Genomic DNA, 18,345 nt, shown 5'->3' with positions numbered 1-18,345 from the left:
GCACGAAGCCCCCGCACTCACATGCGCTGGTAGCGGGAGCGCACCACCATGAAGACGCCGTACGCGATCAGCCCCAGTGCAACCGCGCCCAGGATGTAGACGCCGAATGGCTGCTCCTGCAGTGACTTGAGTGCGCCGTCCAACCCGCTTGACTTTTCCGGGTCGTGTGTGACGGTCGCGGTGATGACCAGAATGCCCAGCACGCCCAGCGCGATCCCCTTGGCGACATAGCCGATGGTCCCCAGCGTGGTGATGGCCTTGCCTGTCGAGCCCGAGGGCTTGCCTGACAGATGCTCTTCGAACTTCTGGGTAACGCCGCTGTAGACGAAGTACCCCGCCACAATGAGAATACCGACGCCGATCGCGAGCAGGAGCGCCGGCCCGGCGGGGCTCGCCATCAGGGCCGCACTGGTCGACTGGGTTGAGCCGCCTCCGCCTCCGCCCAGCGCGTACTGGGCAAACCCGATTCCGATTGCCGCATACACCACGGCTTTTCCACCGTTTTTCAGCCGGTAGATGACATCCTCCTTGCCGTCGAGGCGCTGCGGCGGAAAGAACACCTCGCTCAGCAGGAACAGCGCAAGGGCACAGCACCCGATTGCACAGGCCCACAGCAGGATCCCGCCGAACGGCGTGCTGGCGAGCGATGACATGGCCCCGGCCTGATCGGGGCTGCCCGATCCTCCCGAGGCAACGCGCACAGCAATCACGCCGATGAGGATGTGCAGCAGGCCCGCCGCGACATACCCTGCACGGGCAGCAATGATGAACGGCTTGGAATCAGCTGCGTCTTCGGCTCCGTCTGCAACCTTCCGCGCCTGTCGGCCCAGGTCTGACATGTGCACTCCTTGATCGTGGTCCCTATAGTGTGTCACCGCTTCGCTGTAGGCTCACTACGTGGATGCAGAACAGCTTCGGGTGGCCTGTCTGGCCTTCCCCGGCACGTTCGAGGACTTCCCGTTCGGGCCGGAAGCCTTCGTTTTCAAGGTGCGCGCACAGGGCAGTGATGCCTGATATCACTCACACCGCAATAGGGTGGACGCGGCTTGGCGCCTGGCCGGCAGGCTTTCGGCCCATGCGCCACCGAATCCGGGTGGGCACGGGAGAAGCCGCCTTTCGCCGGTTGGCCGAGGGCATCCTCACGTTTGAACTCCACCGCCGCTCCAACCTGCGTATCGCGGCGGAACCACGAGCCGCCGTCGGAGGCTCCGTAACCGTGGGGTTCGGTGTGGGCAATTTACGCCTGAATGCGCCGTGTGAAGTGGTATGGGTGGAAGAAGTGAACCCAACCAGCGACGACGACGGCGGTGCCGCTCGCGGCGCCCGCCGGGCCGGCTTTGGTTACGCCACCCTGCCGGGTCATCCGGAGACCGGCGAGGAGAGTTTCGTTGCAGTGCTGGAGGCCGACGGCTCGGTGTTCTTCGAACTGCACGCCTACAGCCGGCATGGGAACTGGTTCTACCGTCTCGGTGCTCCGGTAGCGCGGTTCTGCCAGGAACTCGCTACCCGCTGGTACCTTAATGCTGCCCGCCAGCTGGCGGCGGGTCCAGCGTAAGCAGCTTCAGGCCTGCTGCACCATGGGCAGGGTCAACAGCGCAAGAAGAGGAGGGGCTCCCTGGACTAGGGCGGCAATCCATAGCGACCGGTTGGTGACCACGAGCACGACGGCGGCGAGCACCATGACTGCCAGCGCGAGGACAATCATGCCGTAACCAACGAGGGTGCCGGACAGAGCCAGGCCCACAATCACACCGGCAGCCAGGAAGAGGTTATAGAAGCCCTGGTTGAACGCCATGGGCCGAATGATGTCTGCGTGTTCCTGGGAGGCAATCCCGAACTTCCGCCACGCGGACGGGTGACGCCAACGCACACTTTCGAGCACAAAGATGTACACGTGCAACAGACCCGCAATCATGGCGAAAAGCGCACTCAACAGCGGAAATGTCATACATCAACCCTATCTGCTGGGTTGCTCTACCCATGGACAGCTCACGTAACGATATGGCAGAGCACCGGCGTGCAGTACGCCGGTGCTCTGCCATATCAGCGCTCGCCCGAAGGCTTACGCGAAGTGCTTCGGAAGCGTGGCTTCGTGTGCTTCCTTCAGCTCCGTCAACGGGAGGGTGAAGTGACCCTGCACGTCGAGCGCGTTGCTCTCGACATCCACAACACCGATCCGCGTACGCGGGAAGTTCCGCGCGGCGCACATATCGTTGAACCGCACCTCTTCCGAACGGGGAACGGAAACGACGGCGCGGGCCTGGCTTTCACTGAACAGCGCGGTGAACGCGTCAATTCCGTCGCGCTCGCACAGCTCGTCAATTGCGATCCGCGCACCTACACCGAAGCGCAGGGCTGCCTCCGACAGTGCGGCGGCGAGCCCGCCCTCGGAGAGGTCGTGTGCCGCATCGATCATGCCGTCGCGGGAGGAGTTGATGAGGATCGCCGCGAGCGTCTTCTCGGCACCGAGATCCAGCGCCGGGGGCTGCCCGCCGAGGTGGCCGTGAAGGTTTGCCCACTCGGAGCCGTCGAGCTCATCGCGGGTGGTGCCGAGCAGGTAGATAGCCTGCCCGTCCTCCCGCCAGCCCGACGGCGTGCGGCGGGCGACGTCGTCGAACACGCCCAGCACACCGACCACCGGCGTGGGGTGGATTGCCACGCCGCCCGTCTGGTTGTACAGCGACACGTTGCCGCCTGTCACTGGTACGCCCAGTTCCTGGCAGGCGTCAGCGAGACCGCGAACGGACTCGGCAAACTGCCACATCACCTCCGGGTCCTCGGGGGATCCGAAGTTGAGGCAGTCAGTGACGGCCATCGGCTTCGCACCGGAGGTAGCAACGTTACGGTAGGCCTCCGCGAGAGCCAGGCGGGCGCCGTCGTAAGGGTTGAGGTAGGAGTAGCGGCCGTTTGCGTCAGTGGAGAGCGCGATGCCCAGGCCGGTTTCCTCGTCAACGCGGACCACACCGGCATCATCCGGCATGGCCAGGGCGGTGTTGCCCTGGACGTAGCGGTCGTACTGGTTGGTGATCCAGTCCTTGGAGCACATGTTTGGGGAGGCCATGAGTTCGAGCACCGCTGCCTTGAGGTCGGAAGGCCGGTCTCCGGCGAAGGAATCTGCCTGCACACCGTCCAGCCACTCGGGGCGGGAGTACGGGCGCTCGTAGACCGGGCCGTCGTGGGCAACGGTGCGGGGATCGACGTCGACAATTTTTTCGCCGGCCCACTCGATGATGAGGCGGCCGGTGTCCGTGACCTCACCCAGCCAGGAGTACTCGACGTTCCACTTGTCCATGATGGCCTCGAACGCGGCGGTATTCTCCGGTGTCACCACCGCCATCATGCGTTCCTGCGATTCCGACATAAGGATTTCGCCCGGAGTCAGCGACGGGTCCCGCAGCAGGACGCTGGTGAGCTCGACGTGCATACCGCCGTCGCCGTTCGAAGCCAGCTCCGACGTTGCGCAGGAGATACCGGCTGCGCCGAGATCCTGGATGCCCTCCACCACTGAGGCCTTGAACAGCTCAAGGCAGCACTCAATGAGGACCTTCTCGGCGAATGGGTCACCCACCTGAACGGCGGGGCGCTTCGACGGCTTGGAGGAATCAAACGATTCCGACGCCAGCACCGATGCGCCGCCAATTCCGTCGCCGCCCGTCCGCGCACCGAAGAGCACCACGCGGTTACCGACGCCGGACGCGTTGGCCAGCCGGATGTCCTCGTGGCGAAGGACGCCCACTGCGAGGGCGTTGACCAGCGGGTTGCCCTGGTAGACGGAGTCGAACACCACCTCGCCGCCGATGTTCGGCAGGCCGAGGGAGTTGCCGTACCCGCCGATGCCGGAGACGATGCCGTGCACCAAGCGCGGGGTGTCCGGGTGATCGATAGCTCCGAAACGCAGCGGATCCATGACCGCAACCGGGCGCGCACCCATCGAGATGATGTCGCGGACAATGCCGCCGACGCCCGTCGCCGCGCCCTGATAGGGCTCCACGAACGAGGGGTGGTTGTGGGACTCGACCTTGAAGGTCACCGCCCAGCCGTCACCGATATCCACGACGCCGGCGTTCTCACCGATACCGACGAGCAGGTGCTCCTTCATGGCCTCGGTGACCTTGTCACCAAACTGGCGCAGGTGCACCTTCGAGGACTTGTAGGAGCAGTGCTCGCTCCACATGACCGAGTACATGGCGAGCTCAGCAGCGGTTGGCCGGCGTCCGAGAATCTCGACGACCCGCAGATACTCGTTTTCCTTCAGGCCCAGTTCGGCCCAGGGCAGGGGCTGCTCGGGAGTCTGCTCCGCGTGCTCGACCGTGTCGATATTGAACTTCTTGGACATTGTCTCTGTGGTCACTTGTTAACCAGCTTCTGCAGTACCGAGGTGAAAATGCCGAGTCCGTCCACGCCGCCGCGGACCTCAACCTCACCGAGAGCTGAGGAGTCAGGACCGAAGCCCGCCTCGACTGCATGCTCAGGGTGGGGCATGAGGCCAACAACGTTGCCGTGCTCATTGGTGATGCCGGCGATGTCGCGGCGTGAGCCGTTGGGGTTGCCGCCCAGATAACGAAAGACCACGCGCCCCTCGCCCTCAAGCTCGTCAAGAGTGCGCTCGTCGGCAACGAACTGGCCGTCCTGGTTCTTCAGCGGAACCACAATCTCACTGCCCTCGGCGTAGGAGGAGGTCCACGCCGTCGAGCTGTTCTCCACTTTCAGGCGCTGGTCCTTGCACAGGAAGTGCAGGTGGTTGTTCTTGACCATTGAGCCGGGGAGGAGGTGTGCCTCGGTGAGGACCTGGAAGCCGTTGCAGATGCCGAGCACGGGGAGTGAACCACCGGTTGCAGCAGCGGTGATCTGCTCCATCAGCGGAGCGAAACGCGAGATTGCACCTGCACGCAGGTAATCCCCGTAGGAAAAACCGCCGGGGATGATGACTGCGTCCACATCCTTGAGGTCATGGTCGCCGTGCCACAGCGCGACGCCGGTGCCTCCTGCGAGGCGGACGGCCCGGAGGGCATCGCGATCATCGAGCGATCCGGGGAACGTGACAACACCGACGCGGACGCCCGACAAACTCGAATCCACCACCGCGGCATTCGAATGCCCGATCAGCGGAGTTTCGACGGTCACTGGGCGTCCTCGATAACCTCGACGCGCGTCACGTCCTCGATCACCGGATTGGAGAGCAGGGTAGCGGCCGCATCGCGGGCGGCTTGCAGCACTTCTTCCGTGACATCGCCCTCGACGGACAGCTCGAACCGCTTCCCTTGCCGCACTTCAGCGAAGCCGGTGAATCCGAGGCGGGGGAGGGCGCCGGCAATGGCCTTGCCCTGCGGATCCAGGATTTCGGGTTTGGGCATGACGTCAACAACGATCCGGGGCATCCGGCAACTCCTGTGAAGTGTGCGCACTGGAAAATGCGGTTAAATGCGGGTGCCCGACGGGTGCCGTCTCACGCTTGGATGTTTACAGCCTGTTCCAGCGCTCCGCGAGCTTGCCGTTCCATTCTACCGGCCGAACTCCCCGGCCCGGAAACTCGCGTCCGTTCGCCCGGAATCAGCGTGCGTCAGCGAAGAACTAGCGTGCGCCGGCAGCGCCCAGCACGGTTTCGAGGGCATTCCATCGTGCAATCTCGCAGCCGTCCGTGGCCGAGAAGGAGGCGTACACCCGGTGTCCGTCGACGGTGCCCTTGACTGTTGCTGTCTGCGGACCGCCATACTGCTGGGTGCACATCTGGTTGGGATCCGGCTGTGCGTTGAAGAAGGCAGCGCCCAGACGTTTCACAGCTGCACACGCCGCTTCCGGGTTGGGCACAGTTGTGGTTTCGCCGATGCCGTCCGGAGTGCATTCGAGGAAATACTCGGTTGGCTGGGAGTCCGGGGTGGGCTTGATACTGATGGCCAGCATGGCGGTACCCACGGCGTCGGGGTCCGACGGCAGGCTGGGGGTGGGCTTCTGTGAATCTGTTGGCATGCTGCTCTCCGTGGCTGTCGGCGACGAGGATGGTCCCGCTGATTCGGTACTGGGCGTCGTGGGAGGGGCAGCGGTCAGCTCCGTGCCGGGCTCACCCGCCGTGCCGCACGCTGCCAGGGCAGCCGAGAGTGCCGTGGCGGTAAGGATGCAGGCTATCCTGACGGCAGCGCCGTGTGCCAGTCCCATGGGAAAACTCCTAGTCACCCTCGAAGCACCTTTTCGCAGGGTGATCCCCGCACTCAGCGCCCGACGCCGGGTTGATTTCCCGGCTGAAGTTGATTGATGTACTTGCTTAACTGTGCACGCTTTAGCTGGGATTCAGCCGAGAACTCACGTTGCGCCCGCACATAGTCTGCCCGGCCTGCCGGCGTCTCGATGGCGATCGGAGGGTAGCCCCACTCGGCAAGGTCGTAGGGAGATGCCTTCATGTCCATGATCCGGATCCGCCAGGCGAGTTCAAAGCAGTCCATCACGAGCTCGCTCGGAAGCGCCGGCACCAGCTTGTACGCCCACTTGTAGAGGTCCATGTTCGCGTGCAGGCAGCCTGGCTGTTCAAGGGTCCGCTGTGTTGTGCGAGTCGGTTGAAGTTCGTTCAGCGGGACCGCCTGCGGCGCATAGAAGCGGAAGGCATCGAAGTGTGTGCACCGGATGCGGTTAGCCTCCACCACCTCGTCCGTCCCGCTGGAGCCAAGCCGGAGGTTCAGGTATTCGTGCCGGATGGCGTTGTCCTCCGACTTGTACGCCATGGCCCACTCATGCAGCCCGAAGCAGCCAAGCTGCGCCGGACGGGCAGCCGTGCCGGACAGGATGATTCGCGCGAAGTCCACTGCCTCGCGCCGCGCAGCCAGGAATGCGGCGAGATCCACGGTGACTGCGCCGTCGTCGTCGTTCAGGTTCAGTTGCTGCCGTTCCCTGCCCGTGATCGGGCGGTAGAACTTCCAACCGGCGCGTTCGACGGCGGCCGGTCCGGTCAGCACCGTATGCGCACCCGGATGCCACCGCAGCAGTTGGGCGGGCTTCTGGGTGTAGTAAGTGAAGAGGAAGTCCTCCACCGGATGCTTGCGCTGTTGCGCGCGGCGACGCAGGTACGGCTCGGTGTAGGCGCGAGCACGCTCGGCATGGGCGAGGGCTCGTGGCTCCCACTCTTCCGGAGCCAGGACTGTCAGTGGCACCTCACCATTATCACCTGATGGCCTCGAGCAACCGTCTTCTACCATCCTGGCCGTCCAAAGTGAATGAACGAGCGTTATGAAAACCCGATTTTGCTGGAAGTCTCTGTTTACCGGCAGGATCTGCTCAGGAGTATGCCCTCATGACGTTACTCGGGGGTAGCCTATGTGAGGCTCGGTTGTGATTCAGGGCACAGCCCCACACCAGCTGCTTTCAGTCCGGCAGGTCCGGGCGCTTTTTCGATGAAAGGTATTCTCGCGTGAAAGACCCCCAACACAGGAATCCGCGGGCAGGTGGTCTGCGTGGAGCTACAGCTCTCGTACTCGGCCTGCCGCTGATTCTCGGATCCATGACAGCGGTACCTGCCGCTGCAGCACCCGCTGGTCCTACTGCTACCCAGCAGATCCAGCCGGTCAAGAAAGTGGACCCCAGCAACTACCCGGACGGCCGCTACATCGTTGTGCTCAATGAAGAGCCTGCGGCTACATACGACGGCGGTGTGCCCGGCATCGAAGCCACCAAGCCGGCGAAGGGCGAAAAACTCACCGGCAAGAAGGACTTCCAGAAGTACAAGAAGCACCTGGAGCAGAATCAGCGGGCTGTGGCCGCCGCGGAGGGTGTGGAAATCAACCGCTCCTACGCTGCCGCGCTCAACGGCTTCAGTGCCAAGCTGACATCGGAGCAGGCGGTTGAACTCGCCAAGGATCCGAACGTGCGCATGGTTGCTCCGGACGTCGAAAACGCGCCGGACGATTACTCGAGCATGGACATCCTTGAACTCCGCGGTAAGAAGGGTGCCTGGAAGACCGAGTTCGGCGGCGAGAAGAACGCAGGTGCCGGGACAGTCGTCGGCGTCATCGACACCGGGTACGCACCGGGCAGCGCGTTCTTCGCGGGCGAGGAAGTACAGCCGCTCAAGGGCAACGCGAAGCCGAAGGTCGGCGTCCCCTACCTCAACGCTGAAGGCCAGATCGCCATGTTGAAGGCGGACGGCTCCACCTTCCTCGGTGAGTGCCAGGCCGGCGAAGGTTTCACCGGCGAGGAGTGCAACTCCAAGGTTCTTGCGGCACAGTACTTTGCCGAGGACTTCATCCGCTTCGTTCCCGAAGCGAATCGTGCACCGGAGGAGCTCCTGTCCCCGGTCGACGTCGACACGCACGGAACCCACACGGCGAGCACCGCCGCGGGCAACAGCGGCGTCACGCAGACCGTTGACGGCCGCGACTTCGGTGTGTCTGCGGGCGTAGCTCCAGCGGCCAAGCTGTCGGTCTACAAGGTCTGCTGGGCCGATGATGATCCCGCTACCGGCGGCTGCTACTCGTCCTCCTCAGTTGCTGCCATCGAGCAGGCAACTCTTGACGGCGTAGACGTGCTGAACTACTCGATCTCAGGCAGCGCGACCACCACCACCGATCCTGTGTCGCTGGCCTTCCTCGGCGCAGCATCCGCAGGAGTCTTCGTGGCAGCCTCAGCCGGTAACTCCGGTCCGACCGCCAGCACCGTCAACCACGGTGCGCCATGGGTCACGACCGTCGCAGCGAGCACCTTCAGCCACGCGCTGCAGGGCACTGCCGAGTTCTCCGACGGGACCAAGTTCCGCGGCGCCAGCATCATGAACGCCGGCGTACCCGCCAGCCCGGTTATTCTCAGTGCCGACGCGGCTGCAGCAGGCGGGGTCAGCCCTGCCCTGTGTGGACCCGATTCGCTTGACCCCGCACTGGTGACCGGCAAGATCGTTGTCTGTGATCGCGGTGTCTTTGACCGCGTTGCCAAGTCCGCTGAGGTGAAACGAGCGGGCGGCATCGGCATGATCCTGGTCAACCTCACCGATTCCTCGATGGACACGGACAAGCACTCGGTACCTACCGTGCACGTCAATGCTCCCCAGAGCCTCGCGCTCAAGGAGAAGGTTGCAGCCAACCCGGACATCAAGGTAGCGCTGGTCCCGGAGGACACCACCGGAGAGCCGTTGCCTCCCGTCCCGCAGATCGCAGGCTTCTCCTCACGCGGTCCGCTGCTCGCAACGGGTTCGGACCTCCTGAAGCCGGACATCGCAGCTCCCGGCGTGGCCGTTCTCGCAGGTGTTTCACCGATCGGTACCGGCGGTGACGAGTTCGGGTTCCTTTCCGGAACCTCGATGGCGTCCCCGCATGTTGCCGGCGTTGGAGCCCTTATTCTGGCCGAGAACCCCAAGTGGTCACCCGCTGCGGTCAAGTCCGCCATGATGACCACTGCAACCCCCGTGAAGAACGCTGAAGGCGGCGTAGACGGCGACGTCTTCGCAACCGGCGCAGGCCAGGTCAACCCTTCTGGCGTGCTCAGCCCGGGCCTCATCTACGACGCCGGTCTGAAAGAATACCTGCAGTTCGTTGAGGGAACCGGCTTTGCGGACGTCGATGGCCTCGAGGGCATCGACGCCAAGGACATGAACGTCCCGTCCTTCGCCGTGGGCAACCTGACCGGTAAGGTCACCGTCACCCGTACGGTCACCGGTATGAAGCCGGGCACCTACACCGCATCAGCGAACGTGCCTGGTGTGGATGTGACGGTTACCCCGTCGGTCCTGAAGTTCACCAAGCCGGGCGAAAGCCAGAGCTTCACGGTGACCTTCGAGAACGACACAGCGGCCCTCGGCCAGTTCGCCAAGGGCTCGCTCACCTGGCAGAGCAAGCAGGAAGCGGTTACGTCGCCTGTTGCAGTTCGGCCCCAGTCGGTAGAGGCTCCGTCCGAGGTGTCCTTCACCTCCGAGGGTCCTGACGGCAGCGGAACGATCCCGGTAACCTCGGGATCCAACGCTCCTATCGCCATGGAACTTCTCGGTTTGTCCAAGGCAACCAGTGAAGACTTCTCACTGGTCCCGAATGGCGGAGGACTTTCCCTCTCAACGAACGCATCAAACTACGTGAGTACCCTGACTATCCCTGAGGGCACTCCGTTCGCGAAGCTGTCCGTTGTCTCCGCCGATCCGACTGCGGACTTTGACTTCTTCGTGGTCAACTCGCGTAATCAGATTGCTTATCAGGCAGCTACGGGCTCGGCAAGCGAGAGCCTGAACCTGCAGAATCCCACTCCGGGTACCTACAGGGTGATCGTCAACCTGTTCGCTAGCCCTGACGGTCGGGCAACTGCCGGAACCTTCGACGCCGCCATCCTGGGCGCCGATGAGGGCAACGCCTCGCTCACACCGAACCCGCTGGAGCTCGCCAACGGTGAGTCCGGTGAAGTCACGCTGAACTGGACCGGCCTCGAGCCGGGCTCCTACGTAGGTCGCGTGACCTACGAAGGATCCGCAGCCGTAACGTTCGTTTCGGTTGTTGTAGGCGCTGACGGTGTAGCCGCACCGACGGCAGTGTCATCGACCGGTGATGCAGACAAGCTGCGCACTGCCCCTCAGGGGGACGCTACTCCGACAAACGGTAAGTAGCATTCGCCGGTAGGAAAGCACAGCAAATCCCCCGCACTGGTAACGGTGCGGGGGATTTCTGCGTTCAGCAGGCTCTTTTTACCCCGTACGGACTTAAGATGTGGGTACTCGACCAGCCGCAGAGAGAAGGCGATACCCATGGCTGAGAGAAACCGGCGCCGCTGGATCAGGAATCCGATACCGATCTTCCTCGGTCCTGCCGAGAGGGACGATCTCGATGGGCCTGTAGTACACCGGCATGATGAGTTCGAGCAGGCTTCAGAAACTGAACTCGCTGAACTCAACATCGAGGTGGACTCGGACGGGCATCACTACGCCGTCCGGAGGCATCCGGACCACGAGGCGGTGCGCCGTACCGAACCGGTCCAGAAGTACCCGGACTACTTCACGAAGCCTGTCCTTCACACCGAGGATTGACGCGTGGTTTAGCGACCCGTGCCCGCATAGACGGTGGCGACGGCCTCACCGTCGAGGTCGAACGCGGCATGCACCGCGCGTACCGCAGTGTCGAGCAGATCTGCGCTGGTCACTACCGAGATACGGATCTCGGAGGTGGAGATCATGTCGATGTTCACACCGGCGTCGGACAGTGCCTTGAAGAACTTGTAGGAGACGCCGGGATTTGATCGCATGCCGGCGCCGATGAGCGACAGCTTGCCGATCTGCTCGTCGTATTCAACACTCTCGTAGCCGACATCCGCCTGGGCGGTCTTCAATGCCGCGCGGGCATCTGCGCCTTCAACAATCGGCAGGGTGAAGGAAATATCCGTGCGCCCGGAGCCGTGCGTCGAAACGTTCTGGACGATCATGTCGATGTTCGAGTGGGCGCCTGCAACGATCCCGAAAATCTCAGCTGCCTTGCCCGGGATGTCCGGCACGCCGACCACGGTGACCTTTGCTTCTGACCGATCATGGGCAACACCGGAGATGATGGGCTGTTCCAAGGGTTCTCCCTCTTGAATCTTGATGGTGTCATCGGGGTTGGGCAGTACCCAGGTCCCCTCGAGCTGGCTGAAGGATGAGCGGACGTGCAGCGGAACGCCGAACCGGCGAGCGTACTCCACGCAGCGAAGGTGCAGGATTTTTGCCCCTGAGGCGGCCATCTCGAGCATTTCCTCGCTGGAGATGGTGGAGATCTTCCGGGCGGCAGGGACAACACGCGGATCAGCCGTGTAGACGCCGTCGACGTCGGTATAAATTTCGCAGACGTCGGCATTCAGCGCCGCTGCGAGCGCAACAGCCGTGGTGTCCGAACCTCCGCGGCCGAGAGTGGTGATGTCATTGCTGTCCTGGCTCATCCCCTGGAACCCGGCGACAATCGCGATGTCGCCTTTGTCGATTGAGGTCTTGATCCGGTGCGGCGATACGGCGATGATCCGGGCCTTGCCGTGGATGGCATCGGTGATCATGCCGGCCTGGCTGCCGGTGAAGGACTGCGCGCTGGAGCCTGCTTCATGGATGGCCATGGCGAGCAGTGCCATGGAGATGCGTTCCCCCGCGCTGAGGAGCATGTCCATCTCCCGCGGGTTGGAGGACGAGCTGACCTGCCCGGCCAGATCAAGCAGTTCATCGGTGCTGTCTCCCATGGCGGAAACGACGACGACGACCCGGTTGCCTGCGGCCTGTGTCTCGACGACGCGTTTGGCGACGCGTTTGATTCCTTCGGCGTCCGCCACGGACGAGCCACCGAACTTCTGGACAATTAGGGCCATGCGCACGCTCGCTGAAACTTGGGAGATGATGTCCGGCGGCGTCTTCGGCGCCCGAAACTGGTCAGTTGCGCGGGATTGCTCCCGTGCTGGAGACCGGCCGTGGGATCGAAATGAACCACCGGTAACCGCACACCATGTTAACTGTTCGGATTCGGCTCACCCAATTGGAAGTCGAATTGTGCCGGGATGTCAGTGTGCCTTGCTAGTGTCACATCATGACCAATGGGTATGGGGGAATCATTGCCAGGGGTATTCAACGAAGTTTCGGTTCGGTTGCTGCCGTCCGCAACATCGATTTTGAGGCGCCGCCGGGAGAGGTGACAGCGCTGATCGGGCCCAATGGGTCCGGCAAGACCACCCTGCTGCTGATCCTCGCCTCGCTGTTGGCGCCGGATGCCGGCACTTTGTCCGTCGGCGGATCAGATCCGGGGAAGGACACGGCGGCCGTACGGCGCAAGGTCGGCTGGATGCCTGACACGCTGGGCGTGTGGGAATCCCTCAAGGCCCGGGAGATTCTCACCACCGTCGGTGCGCTCTACGGACTGAGCCCGACGGCGGCGGCTCACCGCGCCGCTGAACTGCTGGCAGAAGTTCGGCTCAGCGACTACGCCGATGCCCCCGCGAGGGTACTGTCCCGTGGCCAGCAGCAGCGGCTCAGCCTGGCCCGGGCGCTCATTCACAACCCGGAGGTACTCCTGCTGGATGAACCGGCATCCGGACTGGACCCGGGTTCCCGGGTGGAACTGCGGATCATGCTGAGGCGGCTGGCAGGAGAAGGCAAGACCATCGTTGTGTCCAGCCACGTCCTGTCGGAATTGGATGAGATCGCGGATCGCGCCGTTTTCGTCAACCGCGGTGAATCCGTGAAGAGCCAGACACTGGATGAGGCAGGAACGCAGCTGCGCAGATACTGCATTCAGGCTGAACCGATGGGAGCGCTCGCCGACGCCTTGACGAGCCACGGCGTCGTCTTCGAGGAGCCCGGTGATTCCCGGCGCGTCGAGTATCAGGTGCTCCTCAGCAGCACCGAACAGGCAGCGTGGCTGTTGCGCACGCTCATCCTGGCGGACGTCGTCGTCACCGCCTTCGCGCCTGCGGGCGGCGCCCTTGAAGAGACTTACATGAGCCTGGATACGGAGCGGCAATGAGCGCCATGGAGACCCAGTCCCTGCAGGAGAGCAGTACACACCACCTTGGCTACGTGACGGGAGTGCGCACCATCTTCGGCTTGGAGATGAAGCAGCGGCTGCGGGGCCGTGCCTGGTACATCATGATGGCCGTCTGGTTCCTTGTGATCGGCCTGGTGTTCCTGCTCGCCACACTGACGACGGCGACCATGGACGGCGCGGGTCCGTTCCTGTTTGACCTGGTGGTCGGCTTTGTCCTGCTCTTTGGCCTGCTGGTGGCGCCGGGGCTTTCAGCGAACGCAATCAATGGCGACCGGACTGGCGGAACCCTTGCCATTCTCCAGATCACGCTGCTCACGCCAGGGCAGATCCTGTGGGGTAAATGGCTGGCGTCCTGGGTTGCGTCACTGGGGTTTCTTGCACTGAGCTCGCCGTTTATCTTCTGGGCGCTGGCGCTGGGAGGGGTCAACCCGCTTGAGGCGTTCGTCTCGCTGCTGGTGCTGGCCATTGAGCTGGGCCTTGTGTGCGCACTCGGTGTCGGGATTTCGGCGCTTGCGGGCAGGCCCCTGTTCTCGATCGTCACCACCTACATGATGGTTGCGTTGCTGTGCATCGGTACGCTGATTGCCTTCGGCCTGAGCATGTCGCTCGTGATCGAGGAGGACGTGCGGGTCACGCAGTCCTTTTACGACTATCCCCAGGAAGCCATCGAGAGCGGGCAGATGCTCACCGAGGAGGATCTCGAGTGCGTCACCAACGAGGTGCTCACGCCGGTCCTGCACACCGAAAGAACTGCGTGGCTTCTCGCTGCCAATCCGTTTGTGCTTGTGGCCGACGCGGTGCCGTATGACCGTGATGCAGGAGATGCGAACTCCGGCGTACTGACCGCAAACTACCGCGCTCCCGGAGTGATGGAAAGCATCAGCGAGCAGGTCCGCCTTGCCCAAGCAGGTCCGGACTACGAGGTCACCTGTGAGGAGGCGCAGTTCTTTGGACCCGGTTCCCGTGACATCGACTCCGAGCCACTGCCGATCTGGCCGCTGGGCCTTGCCCTGCAGGGTGCACTGGCCGGCCTGGTGCTATGGGCGGGCCGTCGGAAGCTGGTGACGCCGGTTCGTCGTCTCGCGCGGGGCACGCGCATCGCGTGACCGCGCCTGATAGAAGTTGCGCACCAGCCTGATGAAACCGGAGCGGGCACGCTTGGCCAGCGCAAAAGTCAGGAGACGGTGCGGCGGCCCTCGAAGGCGCGGCCAAGGGTGATCTCGTCGGCATACTCGAGGTCCCCGCCCACGGGGAGTCCGGAGGCCAGGCGCGTGACCTTGATGCCGATGGTTTTCAGCATGCGCACCAGGTACGTTGCTGTTGCTTCGCCCTCGAGGTTGGGGTCGGTGGCGATAATGATCTCCTGGACCTGGTCATCCGAGAGGCGGCTTAACAGTTCACGGATGCGCAACTGCTCGGGACCGATCCCCGCGATTGGATTGATGGACCCCCCGAGAACGTGGTATTTGCCGCGGAAAGAACGGGTGCGTTCAACGGCGATGACGTCCTTGGACTCTTCGACCACGCAGATTGCGCTTGGGTCCCGCCGCGGATCGTGGCAGATCCCGCAGGTTTCCTGCTCTGCAACGTTCCCGCAGATGGTGCAGAATTTGACCCGTTCCTTCACGGTGACAATGGCGTTGACGAGGCGCTTGGTGTCTTCCCCGTCAGATTCGAGGATGTAGAACGCGATGCGCTGTGCCGATTTGGGGCCCACGCCGGGAAGGCGTCCCAGCTCGTCGATGAGCTCCTGAACTGCGCCTTCGTACACGGGTGTATGCCTTAGCTGTAGGTGGTGCTGGGCTGGTTCTGGACGGCCCGACTACTGATCGAGGCTGCGTTCCTCGATCAACCGGCCGTTGAGGATCCGTTCGATGGCCTGGCGGCCGACCAATCCGGATTGTTCGATGGTCTCATCATCCGCACTGGGAATGTCTTCAACGTAGCTCAAGTCTACGGCGCCGGCCGGGCGCTCCTGCTGCTTCGGTCGGGCGGCTTCTGCACGTGCAGCTTCATCGAGCAGCTGTTGGTAGCGGCTCGGCCGCGCGGGAGGTTCCCCCTCGAACGAGGGTTCCTCAGGGCCCGGGTCATCAGGATCCTTCGCCGGTTCCGCGGCCAGCCAACTGTCGGCGGCTGGTGACGGGCCGGCTGGTGACGGGTCTCCTGTTGCCCGATCGGCTGGTGACCGGTCGGCGGGAGTGGGTTGAACCGTAGGTGCGGGCGCAGGCGCAGCTACGGGTGTTGACGGCACTGAGGTCGTGCCACCGCTCGGCTGGGATGCCGGAGCGGCGGTAGGAAGCCCCCACACATCGTCCACCATTGCTGACTTGGCTTCGCCCTCCGGAACGGGTGTGACGGGGGTGACGGGGGTGACGGGGGTGACGGGAGTGACGGCGGTAACGGCTGGACTGACGACCCGCGGTTCCTGCGCCTCTGCCGGCTGATCCCGGCTAGTTAATACTTTTGGGTCGGGTTCACCCGCTGCCGCGGAGCCGTCGTGGATGGCTTCGATGCTGCAGCTCAGGCCGAGCACCTTATTGATGGCCTGCTTCAGGTTGTCTGTGTGCTGGCCGCGCTGGAAACCGAGCGCATTGCCCTGCGAAGCGAACGCCAGTATGAGCTGGTTGTCGCTGAAGGAACGCGGCTTCGCGTCGGCGTTGACGTTCAGCCAGGTGCTGCGCTTGATACGAGCCAGCTCGTCCATGATCTCCGGCCACGCCCTGCGGATCATCTCGATCTGACCGGACGCCTGCGCTGATTGCGAAGGAGACTGCGCTGCCTGCTCCTGCGAGGGTTGCGTGGCGGGAGATGCCGGCGCGTGCGGCTCGCGCGTAGCGGTCGAAGGACGCTCTTCGGTGTTGGGTGCATCGGAGGGCAAACCCCATCCGCCGCCCCAGTCGGCAGCACCAGGTTCCTGGGCAGGCTCCGAGACCCGCTCCAGTTTCTCTGCGGGGGCCGGTGTTGCCGCTGAAGCCGAAGCTTCCTGCTGAGTCTCGGGCGGCTGTTGGCCGGCGCCTCGGGATGCCGAAACTGCGGGCGGTGCATCTTCTGATGTGTTGGAGGCAGCGGGTTGGAGAACGGCGGCCGGCGCCGGTTCCGGCTTCGCAGCCGAGGCAGGACCAGCCGGAACCGCGGATGGCGCGGGCAGCGATCCCGCTGTACCCGCACCAGCGGAGCCTCCCGCCTCGGGGAGGCCGCTCGCGTAGCTGAGCCGGCGCTCAATCCGGTCAACACGGGCAAGCGTGCCCTGCTCCGACTGGTCCGCAGCGGGCAGCAGGATGCGGGCACAGAGCAGTTCGAGGTGCAATCGCGGAGAGGTTGCGCCAGTCATTTCGGTCAACGCGGTATTGGTGATGTCAGCAGCTCGGGAAAGCTCGGCGCGTCCAAGCTGCTGCGACTGGGTCCGCATCCGGTTCAGTTGGTCATCAGGGATGCCCCGGAGGATGGACGCGGCGGCGTCGGGGACTGCATTGACGATGATCAGGTCCCGAAAGCGCTCCAGCAGGTCCTCAACAAAGCGACGCGGGTCATGGCCCGTCTGGATGACGCGATCAACGGCACCGAAGACGGTCGCGGAATCACCGGCTGCAATGGCGTCAACGACGTCGTCGAGCAGGGATGCGTGCGTGTAACCGAGCAGCGAAACCGCCAGCTCGTAATCAAGGCCGGACGCCCCCGCCCCGGCCATCAGCTGATCCAGCACGGACAGGGAATCGCGGACTGATCCGCCACCCGCACGAACCACCAGGGACAGTACGCCCGGCGCCACCGGGATGTTCTCCTGGTTGCACAGCAGCTCCAGGTACGCCATGAGCGGCTCGGGTGGAACGAGCCGGAATGGATAATGGTGGGTCCGGGAACGGATGGTTCCGATCACTTTATCCGGCTCAGTTGTGGCGAAGATGAACTTGATGTGCTCCGGCGGCTCTTCGACGATTTTCAGCAGCGCGTTGAAGCCGGCGCTGGTGACCATGTGTGCCTCATCAATGATGAAGATTTTGAAGCGGTCCCGGACCGGTGCAAAGGTTGCGCGCTCGCGGAGGTCCCGGGCATCATCCACGCCACCGTGGGAGGCAGCGTCAATCTCGATGACATCCAGGCTTCCCGAGCCGTTACGGGCCAGTTCGACGCAGCTGTCACAGGTGCCGCAGGGGACCGGCGTTGGCCCCTGCGCGCAGTTGAGGCAGCGCGCAAGGATGCGCGCTGAGGTGGTCTTGCCGCAGCCGCGCGGACCGGAGAAAAGATAGGCGTGGTTGACCCTGTTCTTGGAGATCGCCGTCATCAATGGTTCGGTGACGTGCTCCTGGCCGATCACGTCGGAGAACGTCTCCGGACGATACCGGCGGTAAAGGGCTGTACTCACAGAAGAACTCTATCGGTTGGGTGGAACGGTCGCGGCATCGGTGGAGGACAGGTGGGACGGGTCAACAATCCATGGTTCACGAGGCAGCCGGAAAGGATCAAACGCACCCAGCGCAGCGTCGAGTGAGGTGTCCGGCAGGCCGAGTGAGCGCAGGATGAGCGACCGCACTGCCGCTGCCTCCCAGCCCTCCGCGGCGAGCGCTTCGAGAGTTACGGCGCCGTCCCGCTTGGCCAACCGGCGTCGTTCCGGGTTGAGGGCCAGCGGTACGTGCGCATACTCAACCGGCGGCAATCCAAGCAGTGAGCCGAGATGCGCCTGCCGAGGAGCTGAGCTGAGTAGATCGTCGCCGCGCACCACCTGGTCGATGCCCTGCTGCGCATCATCGACGACGACGGCGAGGTTGTACGCAGGCACCCCGTCATTGCGGACCACCACAAAATCATCCACCGCCCCGGTATATCCACCGTGCAGTATGTCCCGGATTTCATACTGCCCGACGTCGGTGCGCAGCCGCAGCGCCGCCGGCCGCACCCTGCGGCG

Annotated in this window: 16 protein-coding genes and 1 pseudogene; 6 read left to right on the top strand and 11 right to left on the bottom strand. The window is 63.7% G+C overall.

From position 1 onward, the window contains the following. Positions 1-17 precede the first annotated feature (17 nt). On the bottom strand, positions 18-839 hold the full coding sequence (locus P4U43_RS11240) for a DUF1206 domain-containing protein (RefSeq protein WP_056546074.1): 822 nt from the start codon (positions 837-839) through the stop codon (positions 18-20). A gap of 58 nt (positions 840-897) precedes the next feature. On the opposite strand from P4U43_RS11240, the pseudogene P4U43_RS11235 reads away from it, so the two are divergent. Next, positions 898-996 (top strand): annotated as a pseudogene (locus tag P4U43_RS11235) (MmcQ/YjbR family DNA-binding protein); the annotation flags it as partial. 10 nt (positions 997-1,006) lie between these two features. After that, positions 1,007-1,555: a DUF1990 family protein gene (locus tag P4U43_RS11230; RefSeq protein ID WP_277358814.1), complete on the top strand. Its 549-nt coding sequence runs from the start codon at positions 1,007-1,009 to the stop codon at positions 1,553-1,555. A gap of 6 nt (positions 1,556-1,561) precedes the next feature. On the opposite strand, the gene P4U43_RS11225 is transcribed toward P4U43_RS11230, so the two are convergent. From P4U43_RS11225 to P4U43_RS11200, 6 genes are all read right to left on the bottom strand, one after another. Beyond that, the gene (locus P4U43_RS11225; protein WP_277358813.1) at positions 1,562-1,948 is read right to left on the bottom strand and encodes a DUF1304 domain-containing protein; all 387 of its coding nucleotides are present in this window, start codon (positions 1,946-1,948) and stop codon (positions 1,562-1,564) included. Positions 1,949-2,062: 114 nt separating this feature from the next. After that, on the bottom strand, positions 2,063-4,336 hold the full coding sequence (gene purL / locus P4U43_RS11220) for a phosphoribosylformylglycinamidine synthase subunit PurL (protein WP_404800730.1): 2,274 nt from the start codon (positions 4,334-4,336) through the stop codon (positions 2,063-2,065). 11 nt (positions 4,337-4,347) lie between these two features. Beyond that, positions 4,348-5,124, bottom strand: coding sequence for a phosphoribosylformylglycinamidine synthase subunit PurQ (gene purQ / locus P4U43_RS11215; RefSeq protein ID WP_056546083.1), 777 nt, complete (start codon positions 5,122-5,124; stop codon positions 4,348-4,350). Continuing rightward, positions 5,121-5,378, bottom strand: coding sequence for a phosphoribosylformylglycinamidine synthase subunit PurS (purS, locus tag P4U43_RS11210; RefSeq protein WP_277358811.1), 258 nt, complete (start codon positions 5,376-5,378; stop codon positions 5,121-5,123). Before purS ends, purQ begins: the two co-directional genes overlap by 4 nt. A 193-nt stretch (positions 5,379-5,571) precedes the next feature. Next, positions 5,572-6,153 (bottom strand): SSI family serine proteinase inhibitor, encoded by a 582-nt coding sequence (locus tag P4U43_RS11205; RefSeq protein ID WP_277358810.1) that lies wholly within the window; start codon positions 6,151-6,153, stop codon positions 5,572-5,574. A 53-nt stretch (positions 6,154-6,206) separates the two neighbouring features. Further along, entirely contained in the window at positions 6,207-7,184 is a 978-nt protein-coding gene (locus P4U43_RS11200; RefSeq protein ID WP_277358809.1) for a 3-methyladenine DNA glycosylase, read from the bottom strand. A gap of 302 nt (positions 7,185-7,486) precedes the next feature. Between P4U43_RS11200 and P4U43_RS11195 the strand changes: the two genes are divergently transcribed. Both P4U43_RS11195 and P4U43_RS11190 read left to right on the top strand, forming a co-directional pair. Beyond that, the gene (locus tag P4U43_RS11195; RefSeq protein ID WP_277358838.1) at positions 7,487-10,561 is read left to right on the top strand and encodes a S8 family peptidase; all 3,075 of its coding nucleotides are present in this window, start codon (positions 7,487-7,489) and stop codon (positions 10,559-10,561) included. A 138-nt stretch (positions 10,562-10,699) separates the two neighbouring features. Beyond that, positions 10,700-10,978 (top strand): hypothetical protein, encoded by a 279-nt coding sequence (locus P4U43_RS11190; RefSeq protein ID WP_235563176.1) that lies wholly within the window; start codon positions 10,700-10,702, stop codon positions 10,976-10,978. 8 nt (positions 10,979-10,986) lie between these two features. Here the strand turns inward: P4U43_RS11190 and P4U43_RS11185 are convergent, their stop codons facing one another. Then, positions 10,987-12,273, bottom strand: a complete 1,287-nt coding sequence (locus tag P4U43_RS11185; RefSeq protein WP_277358808.1) for an aspartate kinase — start codon at positions 12,271-12,273, stop codon at positions 10,987-10,989. A 215-nt stretch (positions 12,274-12,488) separates the two neighbouring features. Here P4U43_RS11185 and P4U43_RS11180 point away from each other — a divergent pair, with 215 nt between their 5' ends. Together P4U43_RS11180 and P4U43_RS11175 are read left to right on the top strand one after the other, a co-directional pair. Beyond that, positions 12,489-13,421, top strand: a complete 933-nt coding sequence (locus P4U43_RS11180; RefSeq protein WP_277358807.1) for an ABC transporter ATP-binding protein — start codon at positions 12,489-12,491, stop codon at positions 13,419-13,421. Then, positions 13,418-14,548 carry an ABC transporter permease gene (locus P4U43_RS11175; RefSeq protein ID WP_277358806.1) on the top strand — a complete coding sequence of 377 codons (1,131 nt, stop codon included), beginning with the start codon at positions 13,418-13,420 and terminating at the stop codon, positions 14,546-14,548. Before P4U43_RS11180 ends, P4U43_RS11175 begins: the two co-directional genes overlap by 4 nt. Positions 14,549-14,616: 68 nt before the next feature. Here P4U43_RS11175 and recR read toward each other — a convergent pair whose 3' ends face one another. The 3 genes from recR to P4U43_RS11160 form a co-directional block, all read right to left on the bottom strand. Continuing rightward, on the bottom strand, positions 14,617-15,213 hold the full coding sequence (recR, locus tag P4U43_RS11170) for a recombination mediator RecR (protein ID WP_277358805.1): 597 nt from the start codon (positions 15,211-15,213) through the stop codon (positions 14,617-14,619). 51 nt (positions 15,214-15,264) lie between these two features. Beyond that, on the bottom strand, positions 15,265-17,805 hold the full coding sequence (locus tag P4U43_RS11165; RefSeq protein ID WP_277358804.1) for a DNA polymerase III subunit gamma and tau: 2,541 nt from the start codon (positions 17,803-17,805) through the stop codon (positions 15,265-15,267). Between the two features lie 9 nt (positions 17,806-17,814). After that, a partial coding sequence (locus P4U43_RS11160) for a glutamate--tRNA ligase family protein (RefSeq protein WP_277358803.1) occupies positions 17,815-18,345 on the bottom strand: 531 nt, incomplete at its 5' end.

This window comes from Arthrobacter vasquezii (genome assembly GCF_029455255.1).
Lineage (GTDB): Bacteria > Actinomycetota > Actinomycetes > Actinomycetales > Micrococcaceae > Arthrobacter_D > Arthrobacter_D parietis.
This window is presented reverse-complemented; position numbering and strand designations above follow the sequence as displayed.

What these genes read in the sequence shown, in the direction of transcription:
- P4U43_RS11240 (WP_056546074.1), bottom strand. Translation starts at nt 839, where the DNA reads ATGTCAGACCTGGGCCGACAGGCGCGGAAGGTTGCAGACGGAGCCGAA.
- P4U43_RS11230 (WP_277358814.1), top strand. Translation starts at nt 1,007, where the DNA reads ATGCCTGATATCACTCACACCGCAATAGGGTGGACGCGGCTTGGCGCC.
- P4U43_RS11225 (WP_277358813.1), bottom strand. Translation starts at nt 1,948, where the DNA reads ATGACATTTCCGCTGTTGAGTGCGCTTTTCGCCATGATTGCGGGTCTG.
- purL (WP_404800730.1), bottom strand. Translation starts at nt 4,336, where the DNA reads ATGTCCAAGAAGTTCAATATCGACACGGTCGAGCACGCGGAGCAGACT.
- purS (WP_277358811.1), bottom strand. Translation starts at nt 5,378, where the DNA reads ATGCCCCGGATCGTTGTTGACGTCATGCCCAAACCCGAAATCCTGGAT.
- P4U43_RS11205 (WP_277358810.1), bottom strand. Translation starts at nt 6,153, where the DNA reads ATGGGACTGGCACACGGCGCTGCCGTCAGGATAGCCTGCATCCTTACC.
- P4U43_RS11200 (WP_277358809.1), bottom strand. Translation starts at nt 7,184, where the DNA reads ATGGTAGAAGACGGTTGCTCGAGGCCATCAGGTGATAATGGTGAGGTG.
- P4U43_RS11195 (WP_277358838.1), top strand. Translation starts at nt 7,487, where the DNA reads ATGACAGCGGTACCTGCCGCTGCAGCACCCGCTGGTCCTACTGCTACC.
- P4U43_RS11190 (WP_235563176.1), top strand. Translation starts at nt 10,700, where the DNA reads ATGGCTGAGAGAAACCGGCGCCGCTGGATCAGGAATCCGATACCGATC.
- P4U43_RS11185 (WP_277358808.1), bottom strand. Translation starts at nt 12,273, where the DNA reads ATGGCCCTAATTGTCCAGAAGTTCGGTGGCTCGTCCGTGGCGGACGCC.
- P4U43_RS11180 (WP_277358807.1), top strand. Translation starts at nt 12,489, where the DNA reads ATGACCAATGGGTATGGGGGAATCATTGCCAGGGGTATTCAACGAAGT.
- P4U43_RS11175 (WP_277358806.1), top strand. Translation starts at nt 13,418, where the DNA reads ATGAGCGCCATGGAGACCCAGTCCCTGCAGGAGAGCAGTACACACCAC.